Annotated in this window: 13 protein-coding genes; 3 read left to right on the forward strand and 10 right to left on the reverse strand. The window is 70.1% G+C overall.

From position 1 onward, the window contains the following. Window positions 1-91 precede the first annotated feature (91 nt). Window positions 92-1282, reverse strand: a complete 1191-nt coding sequence (locus MUN78_RS14590) for a substrate-binding domain-containing protein (RefSeq protein ID WP_244727391.1) — start codon at window positions 1280-1282, stop codon at window positions 92-94. A gap of 224 nt (window positions 1283-1506) precedes the next feature. Between MUN78_RS14590 and MUN78_RS14595 the strand changes: the two genes are divergently transcribed. Continuing rightward, window positions 1507-2322 carry an SDR family NAD(P)-dependent oxidoreductase gene (locus tag MUN78_RS14595; protein ID WP_244727393.1) on the forward strand — a complete coding sequence of 272 codons (816 nt, stop codon included), beginning with the start codon at window positions 1507-1509 and terminating at the stop codon, window positions 2320-2322. A gap of 5 nt (window positions 2323-2327) precedes the next feature. Here MUN78_RS14595 and MUN78_RS14600 read toward each other — a convergent pair whose 3' ends face one another. Then, window positions 2328-3455 (reverse strand): flavin reductase, encoded by a 1128-nt coding sequence (locus tag MUN78_RS14600; protein WP_244727395.1) that lies wholly within the window; start codon window positions 3453-3455, stop codon window positions 2328-2330. 147 nt (window positions 3456-3602) lie between these two features. Here MUN78_RS14600 and MUN78_RS14605 point away from each other — a divergent pair, with 147 nt between their 5' ends. Continuing rightward, window positions 3603-4004, forward strand: a complete 402-nt coding sequence (locus tag MUN78_RS14605; protein WP_244727397.1) for a cupin domain-containing protein — start codon at window positions 3603-3605, stop codon at window positions 4002-4004. Between the two features lie 14 nt (window positions 4005-4018). Further along, complete coding sequence (locus tag MUN78_RS14610; RefSeq protein WP_244727399.1) at window positions 4019-5578, forward strand: FAD-binding oxidoreductase; 1560 nt, start codon at window positions 4019-4021, stop codon at window positions 5576-5578. A gap of 69 nt (window positions 5579-5647) precedes the next feature. Here the strand turns inward: MUN78_RS14610 and MUN78_RS14615 are convergent, their stop codons facing one another. The 8 genes from MUN78_RS14615 to MUN78_RS14650 form a co-directional block, all read right to left on the reverse strand. Continuing rightward, on the reverse strand, window positions 5648-6862 hold the full coding sequence (locus MUN78_RS14615) for an MBL fold metallo-hydrolase (RefSeq protein ID WP_244727401.1): 1215 nt from the start codon (window positions 6860-6862) through the stop codon (window positions 5648-5650). A gap of 131 nt (window positions 6863-6993) precedes the next feature. After that, entirely contained in the window at window positions 6994-8097 is a 1104-nt protein-coding gene (locus MUN78_RS14620; RefSeq protein ID WP_244727403.1) for an alcohol dehydrogenase catalytic domain-containing protein, read from the reverse strand. After that, window positions 8094-8927, reverse strand: coding sequence for an SDR family NAD(P)-dependent oxidoreductase (locus tag MUN78_RS14625; RefSeq protein ID WP_244727405.1), 834 nt, complete (start codon window positions 8925-8927; stop codon window positions 8094-8096). The genes MUN78_RS14620 and MUN78_RS14625 overlap by 4 nt, the downstream gene beginning before the upstream one ends. Beyond that, window positions 8924-10321, reverse strand: coding sequence for an FAD-binding oxidoreductase (locus tag MUN78_RS14630; RefSeq protein WP_244727407.1), 1398 nt, complete (start codon window positions 10319-10321; stop codon window positions 8924-8926). Before MUN78_RS14630 ends, MUN78_RS14625 begins: the two co-directional genes overlap by 4 nt. A 37-nt stretch (window positions 10322-10358) precedes the next feature. Further along, window positions 10359-11936, reverse strand: coding sequence for an FAD-binding oxidoreductase (locus MUN78_RS14635; RefSeq protein ID WP_244727409.1), 1578 nt, complete (start codon window positions 11934-11936; stop codon window positions 10359-10361). Next, the gene (locus tag MUN78_RS14640) at window positions 11933-12697 is read right to left on the reverse strand and encodes a carboxymuconolactone decarboxylase family protein (protein WP_244727411.1); all 765 of its coding nucleotides are present in this window, start codon (window positions 12695-12697) and stop codon (window positions 11933-11935) included. The genes MUN78_RS14635 and MUN78_RS14640 overlap by 4 nt, the downstream gene beginning before the upstream one ends. Further along, window positions 12694-13590, reverse strand: a complete 897-nt coding sequence (locus MUN78_RS14645; RefSeq protein ID WP_244727413.1) for an NAD(P)-dependent oxidoreductase — start codon at window positions 13588-13590, stop codon at window positions 12694-12696. The genes MUN78_RS14640 and MUN78_RS14645 overlap by 4 nt, the downstream gene beginning before the upstream one ends. Continuing rightward, the gene (locus MUN78_RS14650; protein WP_244727414.1) at window positions 13587-13994 is read right to left on the reverse strand and encodes a carboxymuconolactone decarboxylase family protein; all 408 of its coding nucleotides are present in this window, start codon (window positions 13992-13994) and stop codon (window positions 13587-13589) included. Before MUN78_RS14650 ends, MUN78_RS14645 begins: the two co-directional genes overlap by 4 nt. Between the last annotated feature and the right edge of the window lie 25 nt (window positions 13995-14019).

Below are 14019 nucleotides of genomic sequence, written 5' to 3' on the forward strand. Positions count from 1 at the left end.
CACCATCACACCCTCATCGTTTTCCTGTGGTCCCGGGGCGGCGCAGTCGCCCGCGCCGCCCCGGTCGTGCACGGCACGGAGCGGGATCCGCTCACACCCCCCAGAGTTCCCGGTACGCGTCTTCCATCCCCGGGAAGGCGACGAAGCCGTCGACGAACTCGCCGGCGTTCTCCTGGGTGAGGACGCGCGAGGTGGACTGGCTGACGCGCTCCCAATCGGTGTAGGGGGTCCAAACGCCCTGCTGCTTGCGCAGGCCTTCATCCAGGAGCGCCCACATGAACATGCTGAAGTCGACGGCCTGCGCACCGATCTGCGTCCCGTCCGCCACCTGCTGGATGTTCTGCGGAAGCGAGCCCTGGCCAAGGCCGAAGGCATTGTTCAGCCCGGCGAGTTCGGCCTTCTCCTGCAGTCCGATCTGGAACTGGTCGCCCGTCGTCACGAAGAAGTCGGTGTCGGGGTGCGCCTGCAGGTCGCTCACGATCGCATCGGCCGGACTGGCCTCGAGGATCGAGATATCGACCACACGCAGCGTGCAGTCGGCGCAGAGCTCGGCGAGCTTCTCTTCGAGCGCGCCCTGCACCACCGCGGAGAAGCCCATCTCGGGGATGTTGTAGTAGACGAACTCGGTGCCGGTGCCGCAGGTGAATGCGACAGCGCTCGCGGCGAGCAGCTCGCCGTTCACCAAGGAGGCGTTGTATCCGCCGAGCGTGTCATCGAGGCCGTATTCTTCGGCGTTCATCTGCGAGGCATAGACGATGGACGTACCCTGATCCTGCAGCTGCTTCAGCTGGTCCTGGAAGAACACGGCGTCCACCGAGGTGGAGATCAGGATGTCGGGATCGGATTCGACGACCGAGTTGAGCGCCGAGTTGATGCTCTGCGCGTCCGTGCCCGTGCTGACGTTCTGCAGTTCGACGCCCGCGGCTTCGGCCGCGAGCAGCATGTTCTCGTACATCAGGGCGGCGACCGGAGTGTCGTTGTTCAGGAAGGCGACGGTCGTCCCCTCCGGAATCACTCCTGGCAGCGGCTCGGTCTGCAGCAGGCTGTCGGTCTGCTGGCGGAAGCTCTCGATGACCTCCTGCGCCTCGTCGAAGTCGACGCCGTCGCGCGGCGGCGCGTCACAGCTGCCGTCGGCGGCTCGGTAGCTCACGGCGGCGGTAGCGGCGCCGCCGGTGTCCGCGGCACCGCCGCCGGTCGAGGCGCAGCCGGTCAGCGCGAGGCCGAGCGCGATGGCGGCCGCTGAGATGCCCCGCAGACGGCTCGTTCGGGTACGTCGATCCATGTTCACTCCTTTGTTCACACACGGCGTTCATACAGTCGTCCCGGCGATCCGGCTGGTGCGCTCAGCGCGCGACCATCGCCCGAAAGTCAGTTCGACATACTGTATGACGATACTCTAATACGCACACGTTCTGTTCGCTAGTACTTAACATGTTCATCACGGTTTGATGCTCGTGGCGCGGGCGGGGCGGCGCAGGATCCCGGTTCCCCATCGAAAGGACCCCCATGCCCAGCACCTCCACCACCATCCGCCCGCACGAGGTCGTCGTCCACGGCGCCCGGCGCTTCGCCGACCGAATCGCCGTCGTCACCGGCGCGGCCGGCGGCATCGGCGCGGCCGCCGCCGAGCGCTTCGCCGCCGAGGGCGCTCATGTCTACGCGCTCGACCTCCCCGGCGCCGAGCTCGACGCGTGCTGGGCGGGCGTTCCCCGGGTGACCGCGCTCGGCGTGGACGTCGGAGACAGCGCCCAGGTGAATGCCGCCTTCGCCCGCATCGAGGCCGAGCAGGGTCGCATCGACGCGCTGGTGACCGCCGCCGGCATCGCCGACGCCCCCTGGCGGATCACCGACCATGGCGCGGATCCCGAGATCACCGCCATCGACGACGAAGCCTGGGACCTCGTGCTCCGCATCAACCTGACCGGCACCTTCTACTGCCTGCGCGCCGCGACGCCGCTGCTGCGCGCCGCCGGGGAGCGCGGCGGCGCCGTGGTCACCATCTCGAGCGTCGGCGCCCTCGCGCCCTATCCGCTCCAGGCCTCCTACCCAGCCGCGAAGGCCGGCGTCCTCGGGCTCACCCGCGCCGTCGCCGCCCTGCTCGGCGCGGAGAATATCCGCGTGAACGCCGTGGCCCCCGCCGCGACGCGCACGCGGATGCTCCCCCGCGATGAGGAACTGCTCGCAGAGATGGTACAGCTGCAGCCGATCCCGCGCATCGTCCCGCCCGCCGAGATGGCCGCGACGATCGTCTACCTCTGCAGCGACGAGGCCCAGTTCATCACCGGGCAAACGGTGAACGTCAACGGTGGCATGGTGATGTAGGCGCGCTACCCCACGAGGGCGGCGCGCGTCTGCGCCGCGCGGTGGGCGTGCGCCTGCAGCGTGGCGAGCACCGCCCCGACGTTGCCGGCCTCGTAGCCGGCGACGATCGCCCGGTGGTCCTCCAGCAGTTCCGCCGTGGCGCGGGTCGTGGCGGTGATCGCCCGCCGCTCTACCGCGCGCAGCTGCAGGCCGCGGTACGTCTCGTCGAGAATGACGCTCCCGGCGAGGCCGACCAGGTACTCGTGGAACTCCGCGTTCGAGACCACCCAGGCCTCGGGGTCGGTGAAGCGATCGCCGTCGACGTGCTCGAGGGTCGCCTCCATCAGCCGGCGGAGCTCGGCGAGCCGCTCGACAGAGACCCGCCCCACCGTCTGCGCGGCGACACCGAGCTCGATCGAGAGCTTGGCGGAGTAGTAGTCGTAGAGCACGCGGTCCGGCACCGGCTCCACTTCGAAGACCGTGCCACTGCGCTTCACGAGCCCCTCGCCGGCGAGCGCGATCAGCGCGCTGAAGGTGCGGCCGACCTCGAGATCGAGGGCGGCGGCCATGCCCTCCGCATCCAGCGGTACCGCGACGTCGTCGACCCTGGCCACCACATAGTCGCGCACCGCGCGCAGCGCCACAGCATCGGCATTCATCTCCATCCGCCCGAACGACCCGCGGAAGTACGCCAGCGGGTTGCCGGGGGTCGAGCTCACGCGGCGCACCCGGGCGAGGAAGACGAAGTGGGTCCCGCCGCGCACGGCCTCCTGCACCTCGCATTCGAAGTGCGCGATCGACCCGGAGATCAGCGGCACGTCGCCCTCGCCGCGTTCGAATGCCACGGAGGAGAACTTGTCGTCCCCTCGCGAGGCGAATTGGTACGCGAGCGGCGCAGAATCCTCGGCGAGCACGTTCACTGCGAAGACGCCGGTGCGCTTCACCGCCTGCCCCGTCGTCGAACTGACATTCAGACAGACGAGGAGCATGGGCGGCTCATCCGAGAGAGAACTGACGGCGCTCACAGCGGCCCCGAAGTCAGTGCCGTTCTCATGGGTGGTGATCACGGTCACGCCGCTGGCGAACCGCCCCATCACATCCCGGAATTCGCCCTTCGACGGGGCATCCTGCTCGATGATCTCTGCTGCTGACATGCTTCGCTCCTTCGCGATACATCACTTCCAACTCACGACATCATCAGCCTAGCAAAGTAGTTACAGTTATTAAAACTATTAATTCCTTGACGGGCCTGCTAGCGTATCGTCCGACAATCCACCTCCCTCAGGAAAGGAGCCAGGCATATGCGCGTCCTCGCAGGCCGAGCCGGCACCCCTTCGACCCGCTCCGAGCACACCTTCACCGGCGAAGTGTGGGCGGATGCCGTCATGACCGACCGCCCGGGCGTGAAGATCAATTCGGTGATCTTCACGCCGTGCGCCCGCACCTACTGGCACTTCCATGAGCACGGGCAGATCCTGCAGGTGTTCCGCGGTCGCGGTTACGTGACCGGCGAGGACGGCACGACGCGGGAGATCACGCAGGGAGACACCGTCTGGATCGAGGCCGGCGAGCACCACTGGCACGGCGGCGGCGAGGACTCGCTGATGGGCCACACCGCCATCTCGCTCGGCGAGACCACCTGGCTCGACGAGGTCACCGAAGACGAGTACGCCCGCGCCGCCGCCGCGGTCCGGCACGGATAGAGGGCGGGATCCCCATGGCGCAGCACGCCCCGTTCCAGCTCCCCGACGCCGCCCGAGACGAGCTCATCGCCGTCGTCGGCCGCGATCACATACTCCTCACCGAGGAGGAGCGCGATCAGTACCGCGACCCCTACTGGCACGCCGAAGATCGCAGCTACGACTCCTGCGGCGCGGTCTTCCCCGCCGACCGCGAGGCGTTGCAGGAGATCGTCCGCATCGCGCACCGTCATGAGATCCCCATCTGGGTCTCCTCGCAGGGGCGCAACAACGGCTATGGCGGTCCCTCGCCCCGGGTCGCGGGCTCGCTGCTGATCAGCCTCCGCCGGATGGACAAGATCATTCACATCGATACGGAGCTCGCCTACGCCGTCGTCGAACCGGGGGTGCGCTGGATCGACCTCCACGCCGCCCTGCACGAGCGCGGCGACGAGTTGATGCTCTCCGTCCCCGACGTCGGCTGGGGGTCCATCATCGGTAACTCGATGGACAACGGCATGACCTATCTGCCGCTCGGCACCGATTTCCAGGCCCCGACCGGCATGGAGGTGGTGCTCGCCGACGGCTCGCTGCTGCGCACCGGTATGGGGGCGATCCCGGACTCCCCCTCCTGGCACGTCTACAAGCGCGGGCTCGGGCCCACGCTCGACCCGCTGTTCACGCAGTCGAACTTCGGTATCGTCTCGCGCATGGGCGTCTGGCTCATGCGCCGCCCGAAGGCGTACATGCCGCTGTACCTCTCGGTCCCGGCGGAGCATCAGCTCGGTCAGGCGATCGACATCATCCGCGAGCTGCGCCTGGACGGCGTCATCCGCGGCGTGCCGAACCTGCAGAACCTCATCACGATGGGCACGCAGTTCCCCGAGCACCTCGGTATGTTCCCCGGCGCCGACGCCACCTGGCCGGAGGAACGCCTGGACGGCCTCGCCGCCGCGACCGGCATCGGCCGCTGGGGCGTGCGTACCGCACTGTGGGGCGACGTCCCGGTCGTGGCGCACCACCTGCGCCGGATCCAGGAGGCCTGGGGCGCGCTCGAGGGCTCCCGCGTCGACGTGCTCGGCCGCTTCACGCCAGAGAACTGGGACGAGATCGGCACGTTCATGCAGAAGATCTCGGCCGGCATCCCCGGGATGGAGATGATGGAGCAGATGCCCGACTGGGTGGGGCACGTCGGGTTCTCCCCGATCGTGCCGCTGCAGGGGCGCGAGGTCGTCGCGGTGGTCGAACGGATCAAGCAGCGCGTGATCGAGCGCACCGGGGCGAACTTCGTCTGTGCGATCTTCCCGACGAACGACCGCAGCGCCATGATCGTGAGTTCCCTCAGCTTCGACCGGCGCGATCCGCAGCACGTGCGCGACACCTTCGACACCGTGCGCCTGCTCATCGACGAGATCGCGGAGCTCGGCTACGGGGAGTACCGCGCCCACATCGACGTGATGGACCGGGCCGCCGCGCAGTACTCGTTCGGCGACCACGCCTACCGCCGCTTCGTCGAAGCGATCAAAGACGCGGTCGACCCGCGCGGCATCATCATGCCGGGCCGGCACGGGATCTGGCCGGCGCGCTACCGCGACTGAGGCTCCCTGACGGACGAGGCCCGGTCGCCGCGAACCGCGGTGACCGGGCCTCGTCGTCCCGTCGGATACTCAGGACCCGATCGCGAACTCCGCGAGATCGGTGCCGACGGTCACCTCCCCGTCGAAGTGGTCGCGCACCTCGAGCCACTTCTCCTCGGGATGCGTCGCGGGCGCCATGTGGTTGAGCACGACGTGCTTCGCCCCGGCCTCGGTGGCGATCCGCCCCACCTCCTCGATCGAGGTGTGCGAGTTCAGCAGGTGCGCGACCGTCGCCGCCGCGGCGTCGGTGCGCGGCTCCGGGTAGATCGATTCGACCCACTCGCGGTCGATCACCTCGTGCACGAGGATGTCGGTCCCCTGCGCGAGGCGGGCGAGATTCGCCGAAGGTCCGGTATCGCCCGAGAAGGTGACCGAGCCGTCGGCCGTGTCGAAGCGGAAGCCGAAGGACGGGAAGACGGGCGCGTGATTCACGAGCGTGGCGGTGACCTTCACCAGTTCGTCCTCGTAGACGTCGAACGGGTCGATGTCGGGCATCAGCTCCGCATCGATCGGCGAGGCGACGCCGGAGGGAAGCGCGATGTCGTGGCCCTGCAGCACGGCGAGCGGATCGACGCCGCCGCTGCTGCGGATGCGCTCGTTGAGGTCGGCGGCGAAGGCCCGGTTGATCAGGGCGAGCATGTCGACGGTGCCGGCGGTCGGGTTGTCGGGGGCGATCACCGCGGGATCCGCCGCGCCGGCCAGCGGGGAGAGCCCGCCGCGGTTCCCCGGCCCGTACACCTGCACGGGCGACGCCGGGTCCTTCAGCCCGTTCCACATCCCGGTGATCTGCAGCGCGGGCAGCTCGGCGATGTGGTCGGAGTGCATATGGGTGATGAAGATCCCGCGCAACGCCGCGAGGGAGGCGTTCGTGGCCGAGTCCTCCGCGGAGGCGAGACCGGCCTTCACGATCTGGCTCGGGGCGCCGTGCCCCAGGTCGACGAGGTAGACCGCGCCGTCGACCACGACGGCGGAGCAGATCCCCGCACGGTCGGCGACGATCCCCGGGCCGCCCGTCGTGCCGAGGAGCACGAGCTTGGAGCGGGTGCCGACAGGCACGGGCGCGGCGGCGGCGCTCACGGGAGCGGCGGCCGGCGCGCAGCCGGCGAGCGCGACGGCCGCGCCGCCGGCCAGCACCCCCAGACCGGCGGTCTGCAGCATTCTCCGGCGCGAGACCCCGGGCTTCGCGGCGGCGGTTCCCATGGTGGCGTCGGCTGCGGTAGCAGCGTGGTGAGCGATGGTGCACATTCGGTGGCATCTCCTTCGACGGCAGGCGGATAACCCGCGCGACGGAGGGTCCGCCGGGCGGAGCGGTACAGCGAGGACTCAGCGGTTCGGCAGTTCAGCGCTTCGACGGTCTCGGGTCGGGGATCCGACGTTCAGAACACGACGATGCCGCAGACGTCGTCGAGCGATCCGGAGCGGTCGCGCGCGCGGTCGAGCTCGTCGAGCGCGTAGCTCCGGGTGTAGATGGGCGCGGGATCGAGCACGCCGCGTTCCAGCAGCCCGGCGTAGCGCTGCAGATCGGTGCGCATGCGCACGTGTCCGTTCTGCGTGCTCAGGATCCGCCGGCTCTGCAGCGCGGTCTCCACCTGCGGCAGCGCGACATCCGCCCCGCCGATCTCGAAGCCGCTGAGCACGGTCCGGCCGCCACGCCGCGTCAGCCGCACGGCGAGCCGCTGCGATGCGGTAGGCCCGGCGGCCTCCAGCGCGATATCGACGCCGCGCCCGCCCGCGGCCTCCTGCACGCGCGCCACGGTCGCCTCGACGTCGACGCCGTCGAGCACGAGGTCGGCCCCGAGCCGCTCGGCGATGGCGCGCCGCCCGGCGTGCGGCTCGATGACCACAATACTGCCGGCGCCGAACGACCGCGCGGCCTGGAGCATCCAGAGCCCCAGGTGCCCGGCCCCGACGATCGCGACGCTCTCGCCGGGGCGCAGCGCGGCGATGTTGACGACCGACCCGACGCCGGTGCTGATCCCGCAGCCGAGCATCGACAGCACGTCCGAGGGCAGGTCGGAGTCGATGGGGAATACTTGGTTCGCCGAGATCGACATGAGTTCCGCATAGCCCCCGACGCAGCCGGCACACGAGATCAGCGCACCGTCGGCGCCGTGCGCCACATCCGGGTAGATGCCGCCGAGGTCGAAGAGCTCGCCGCACTGCCACGGCTCGCCGATCGAGCAGTAGTAGCACCGCCCGCACTCCGGCGTCCCCGGCACCACCACGCGCCGACCGATGAGCGTCGCGGGGGCGCCGGGGCCGACCTCGACGACCTCGCCGATGGAGGCGTGCCCGAGGATCGTCGGCGGGATCTTGTAGAGCTGCCCCTTCCAGTTCTTCACATCGGTGGAACAGAACGGGCTCGCGTGCGTCCGCACGATGACCCTGCCCGCGGCGGGAGCCAGCAGCTCCACCTCCTCGATGGAGAACGGCCGTCCGACCTCCCGCAGCACCCCGGCCCGGGCGATGCGGCCGCTCACGGCGCGGCCTCCGCCTCGGGCGCGAGCTCCGCGATCCCGTCAGCGAACGCCCGCTCGATCTGCGCGAAGCGCGTCTCGACGATCGGCCACCAGTCCGGATGGGTCAGTGCGTACAGCCGGTTCTCCCGGATCGCATTGACCGTGATCCGGCCCGCTTCCAGCGGGTCGATCCAGCGCATGTCCGCGGCCTGCGCGCCCGAGATATCGACATCGGCGAGCCCGCCGGAGCGGCCCGCCGGCTGATTGCGCAGGCTCGACTTGATGTTCGTGCGCACCGTACCGGGGGCGAGGAGCGTCGCGCGCACCGCGGGGTGGTCCTCGGCGAGCTCCAGCGCGAGCGTTTCCGTGAGCGCGGCGACGCCGTACTTCGTCACGTTGTACGCGCCGCCGCTCGCCATCGACGCGAAGGACGCCATCGACCCGGTGTTCACCAGGTGCCCGCCGTCAGGGTTCGCGATGAGCAGCGGCAGGAAGCTCCGCACGCCGTGGATGACGCCCTTGAGGTTCACGTTCAGCATGAAGTCCCAATCGGAGAGGGTGAGATCCTCGATGCGGGCGAGCGGCCCGACTCCGGCGTTGTTCACCACGATGCCGACGGGACCGAACTCGGCGACGACCTCGTCGGCCAGCCGCTGCACACTGTCGGGGTCGGCGACGTCGACGCGCTTCCCCGTCACGCGGAGCTCGGCGGACGCCCGCGCGAGCGCGGCCTCCTCGATATCGGCGATCACCACGGCCGCGCCGGCCTCCCGCAGCGCCTCGGCGATGCCGAGCCCGATACCCGAGGCGCCCCCGGTGACGACCGCGACCCTCCCGTTGATCTCCGTCATCGCGATCCCTCCTGGTTGCCGTAGGCGAAGCGCGCCTCCGGATCGTAGCGCCGGCGCACCTCGGCGAGGCGCGCCGCTGTCTCGGGCGACCACAGCCGCCGCCACGTTTGCGCGGTCGGGTGGCCTGCCCAGTTGTAGTTGACCTCGGCGTGCGCGTAGTCGGCGACATCGTCGAAGAGTGCGGTGCCCACGCGGCGCAGCGCCTCGTCGGTGACGCCGGGGACATCGACGCCGATCACCAGCAGCGAGAAGGCCGCGCCGCGCCCGCCGATGGCGTTCGGGCCGGCGGGCTCGCGCTGCGTCGCCCCGCCGAACAGCCGGGTCTCCACATTCGAGAACGGGGCATCGGTGCCGGCGCCCGCATGCGCGAGCAGGGTCTCGATGTAGGCCTCGTCGACCTCGTCGAGGAACTCCCCGCGCTCCCAGATCGGCAACGGCCCGAAGGGCTCCGCGTGGATCTCGCCGACCCGGTCGCAGGCGAGCACGTCGACGCCGTCGACGAGCGCCTCGGCAACGGCGCGCATCGGCGCGACGAGCTCGGCGCCGCGCGCGACGAGCTCCTCCCGGGAGAGCTCGAGCCCGGCGTAGGCGTAGCGCAGGTGGGCCAGCGTCCGACCGCCCAGCGGCGCGGGCACGTCCTCCGGGAGCCGCAGGATGCCGATGGACGTGTTCGCGGACTCCGGCAGCGACTTCGCCCACGGCAGCCAGGCGCGCAGCACGGCCTCGAGGTGCTCCTCGGCGAAGAAGATCCCCCCGCCGTAGACCTCCCGCAGCGGCAGCGCTTCCAGCGTCATCTCGGTGACGATTCCGAGTCCGACCTTGCCGCCCTTGAGTGCCCAGAAGAGATCGGGGTGCTCCTCCGCGGAGACCGTCAGCAGCTCGCCGAGCCCGTCGACGACCCGGTAGGAGACGGCGCGATCCGCCGCCCAGCCGAAGGTGCGGCTGAGCGGCCCGATGCCGCCGCCGAGGGTCAGCCCGACGGCGCCGACGCTCGGCGAGGAGCCGGTCACGGCGCCGAGACCGTGCGGTGCGAGTCTCGGGAGGATGTCCATCCACCGGGCGCCGGCGCCGATGGTGAAGCGCCGGGCCCCGGGATCCACGTCGATCGCATCGAGCCGGTGCGTGCGGATGAGCACGCCCTCCGGCACCGAGCAGTAGGAGCCGTGACCGGTCGCCATCACGCTCACCTGCAGCCCCGCCGCACGGGCGTAGCGCACCGCGAGCTGCACGTCGCGCTCATCGGCGGCGCCGACGACGAGATCGGGGGACAGCGGGGAGAGCGTGTTGAAGCCCGCGAGCTCCTCAGCGTAGCCGTCCTCCCCGCGCAGATGCGCGGGGCCGGTCAGGGCGTCCCGCAGCGCGGCGAGCGCGTCCGGGGTCGATTCAGTACTCATGTTCCAGTCCACTCCTCGTTGAGCTCCTCCGCGGCGGCTACTGCGCGCGGTCCTCCGGGCGCCGGTTGCTCGGCCAGATGCCGTGGCGTCCCGGCATGAGGATGCCGTTCGGGTCGACGGCGTCCTTGATCTTCTCGACGAAGCGGCGGTAGGCGAAGTCGCCGTAGGAGTACTGCTCCGCCGCGAGGTCCATGAAGTCGAGATGCGCACGGTACTCGCCGTACCCGCGCTCGCCGGCCGCGCGCACCATCGACTTGGCGGTCGCGTAGGCCTGCGTGGTCTGCTCCGCATCGGTCGTGTCGAACACCAGCCCGCTGACGATCATGGCGCTGCGCTCGCTGATGACGCAGATGCCGGCAACGAAATTGCTGCCGGCCTCTTCGACGACGATCCGCTCGAGCAGCTCGGCCACCTCGCGGATCCGCGCCCCCTCCAGCGGCACCACCGGGGAGAAGCCGACATGGCCGATGCCCTCCGGCAACGACTCCATCATGTCGAGGCTGGGGATACCCGCCTGCACCTTGTCGACGAAGTGCTCGATCTGGTCCCACTCGTCGCGCCGGTAGCTGCGGTGATGGTCGACCCTGGCGCCGTCGATCGCCGCCCACGCCTCGCGGATCTGCTCGATCTGGCGCGCGACGATCCTCTCGTCGCCCCACACCGCGGTACGCATCCCCCACCGGCCGACGCCGCTCTCGTCGGCGAGCTGTTGCAGCTGCGCCTCGGAGAACGTCGCGTTCTGCGCCTGCATCTTCCCGAGCAGCTCCGGGAAGTGCGAGGAGAGCGTCATGGTGTTCTGCATCACCGGCACCCCGCGGATCACCCCGTCCAGACGCAGCTCGCGGAGGATGTCGATCGCCTGCTCGAGCTGTTCGGCGCGCGGCACCGTCAGGAAGAGCGGGGCGTAGACGGCCGGCCGGCGCATCAGCCAGTAGCCCATGCGGGTGACGACGCCGAAGTTCGACTGCACGAACAGGGGATCGAGCACGGGCCCGAGCCCGCGCTTGTAGACGTGCCAGGAGGGGGAGTCCGGGATCGCGCCCATGCCGGTGCGCAGCAGGGAGCCGTCGGCGAGCACGACCTCGAGCCCGGTCGGCGCCTGGTAGTCCATGCCGAGCGGCAGGTAGGTCACCCCGCTGTCCATCGTGTTGCCGATCACGGAGCCCCAGCCGAGATCGGGGACGGAGACCATCAGGTCGTCGTGCCCGCCGGCCTGCAGCGCCTCGTGCAGATCGAACCAGGTGACCCCCGGCTCCACAACGGCATAGGCGAGCGTCGGATTGATCTCGATCACCCGGTTCATGCGGCGCAGGCTCACGAGCACGCTGCCGCGCACACGGGGCGAGGGACCGCCGTAGCCGTTGTTGCGCCCCTGCGACGAGACCCAGATCGGGGCGCCGTGCGCGTCGGCGACGCGCATCACCGCCTGCACCTCCTCGGTGGTGGCCGGGTAGAGCACGGCGGAGGAGTCGTAGCTGCGATCCTCCTGGTGCCAGTAGGGATCGCGGTACGCGTCGCGGCCGGCCTCGTCCACGACGATCGCGTCGGCGGGCAGGATCTCGCGGAACGCGGCGAGCGTCGCCTCGTCGAGCCGGTAGGCGGGCTGCGCGCTCATCGTGCTCCGCTCCCCTCGCCGTGCGAGCGGATCTCCTCCGCGAGCACGGGCGCGGCCTCGAAGACGCCGTGCATGCCCAGCGTCGCGGCGATCTCCATCACCTCGACGAGCTCGCCCTCCGTCGCGCCGTAGCGCACGGCGTTCTGCAGGTGCAGGCGCAGGCCGGAGGTGTAGAGGTGGGTCGCGGCGGTGTCGAAGGCGATGTAGACGAACTCCTTCACCTTCGGCTCGAGCGGTCCGCTCTTCCACGGCACCGAGGAGAAGTCGGTGTACGCCTCGAAGAACTCGGGCGCCATCTCGAGGATCTCATCCCAGAAGGCGTGCCAGTAGCCGCGGTTGCGGGTGAAGTCCTCCTTCAGCCCCTGCTGGTACGCGTCCAGCTCGCGCGGCCCGGAGCGGAGCCCGGCCTCCTCGAGCACCTCGGCCAGGATCGGCACGCCGATGTTCATCGCGTGAATGCCGAGGGTCGCGGCGCACTCGAGCACCTCCATCACCTCGGCCGGCGTGGCCCCCGCCTGGAACGCGCGTCGGATATGGCGCCGGATGGCCGGCACGTAGAGGTGCGTGGCGTTGGCGGCGACGGCGAGCCGGATCAGATGCTGGATCTTCTCATCGAGCGCGCCCTTGCGATGCGGCACCGCTTCGAGCTTCGTGTAGGCGTCCATGAACGCCGGGTCCAGATCCAGGACCGCCTGGAACTTCCCGTTCCACTCGCCGAGGATCTCCTCCGCCCGCTCGCGGATCGTGTCCTTCTCGCTCATCGTCCCTCCGGTCCTTCCGTGTGCTGCGCGAGCCATCTCGCGACTTCCGTGTGGTCGGCGCCCCGGCCGAGATCCTCGGCGGCGATCTGCCAGTGGCGCACCGCCTCGTCGCTGAGCGCGTGCGGCACCCCGAGATGCTCGGCCAGTCCCGTCGCGATCCGCATGTCCTTGAGCATCAGCGCAAGGCTGAAGCCGGAGTCGTAGCTCTCCCCGAGGATGAACTTCGGCCACTTGTGCTCCGTCGATCCCGAGCGGCCGCTGGAGCGGTTCACCACCTCGAGCATCGCCTCCGGGGCGAGACCGAAGGAGATCCCGGTCTGCAGCGCCTCGTTCGTCACCCACAGGTGCGTCGCCGACATCAGGTTGTTGATGGCCTTCAGCGCGTGCCCGGCGCCAGCGGCGCCGACGTGGCTGACGCGGCCGAGGTGCGCCAGCACCGGCTCGGCGCGGGCGACGTCGGCGGCCTCCCCTCCGACCATGATCGAGAGCGTGCCGGCGTTCGCCCCGCCGACCCCGCCCGACACCGGGGCGTCAACCAGATGCCCGCCGCGTGCGGCGACACGTTCGGCCAGCGCCCGGGTGCGCAGCGGCTCGGAGGAGCTCATGTCGACGATCAGGGTGTCCGGATCGATCCGCCCGAGCACGCCGGCTTCGCCTTCGAGCACGGTCTCGACGATGTCGGAGTTGGGCAGCATGAGGATGAGCAGCGCGCAGCCCGGCACCATCGCGGCGACGTCGTCGAAGGCGGTGCCGCCGTTGCTAGCGAAGCGCTCGCGCGCCGCGGCGTCGAGGTCGAAGCCTCGCACGGCCAGACCGGCATCGAGCAGGCGCCGCGACATCGGCGTGCCCATGTTGCCGAGCCCGATGAAACCGATCGTGGTCGGCTCGCTCACAGTTCGCCCGCCGCGCGCATCTCGTCGAGCTTCGCCTCCGCGATGCGGAAGGACTCGAGCCCGGCCGGCATGCCGACGTAGATGGCGACCTGGATGAGCGCCTCCTGGATCTCCTCCACGGTGGCGCCGTTGCGGATCGCGCCGCGCACGTGCACCCCGAGCTCGTGCCCGCGGTTGAGCGCGGAGAGCATCACGATGTTCATCAGGCTGCGGGTTTTGGGGTCGAGCCCCTCCCGCGTCCACACACCGCCCCAGCAGTACTCGGTGACGAGCTCCTGGATGGGCCGGCCGAACTCGCTCACCTGCGCGAGGGAACGCTCGACGTGGTCGTGCCCGAGCACCTGACGGCGCATCTCGAGCCCTTCCTCGTAGGTCTGGCGGTGGCTCGCTTCATTGACAGTCATGCTGATTCCTCGATCTCTGTGGAGT

Source organism: Leucobacter allii, assembly GCF_022919155.1.
Taxonomy (GTDB): Bacteria; Actinomycetota; Actinomycetes; order Actinomycetales; family Microbacteriaceae; genus Leucobacter; species Leucobacter allii.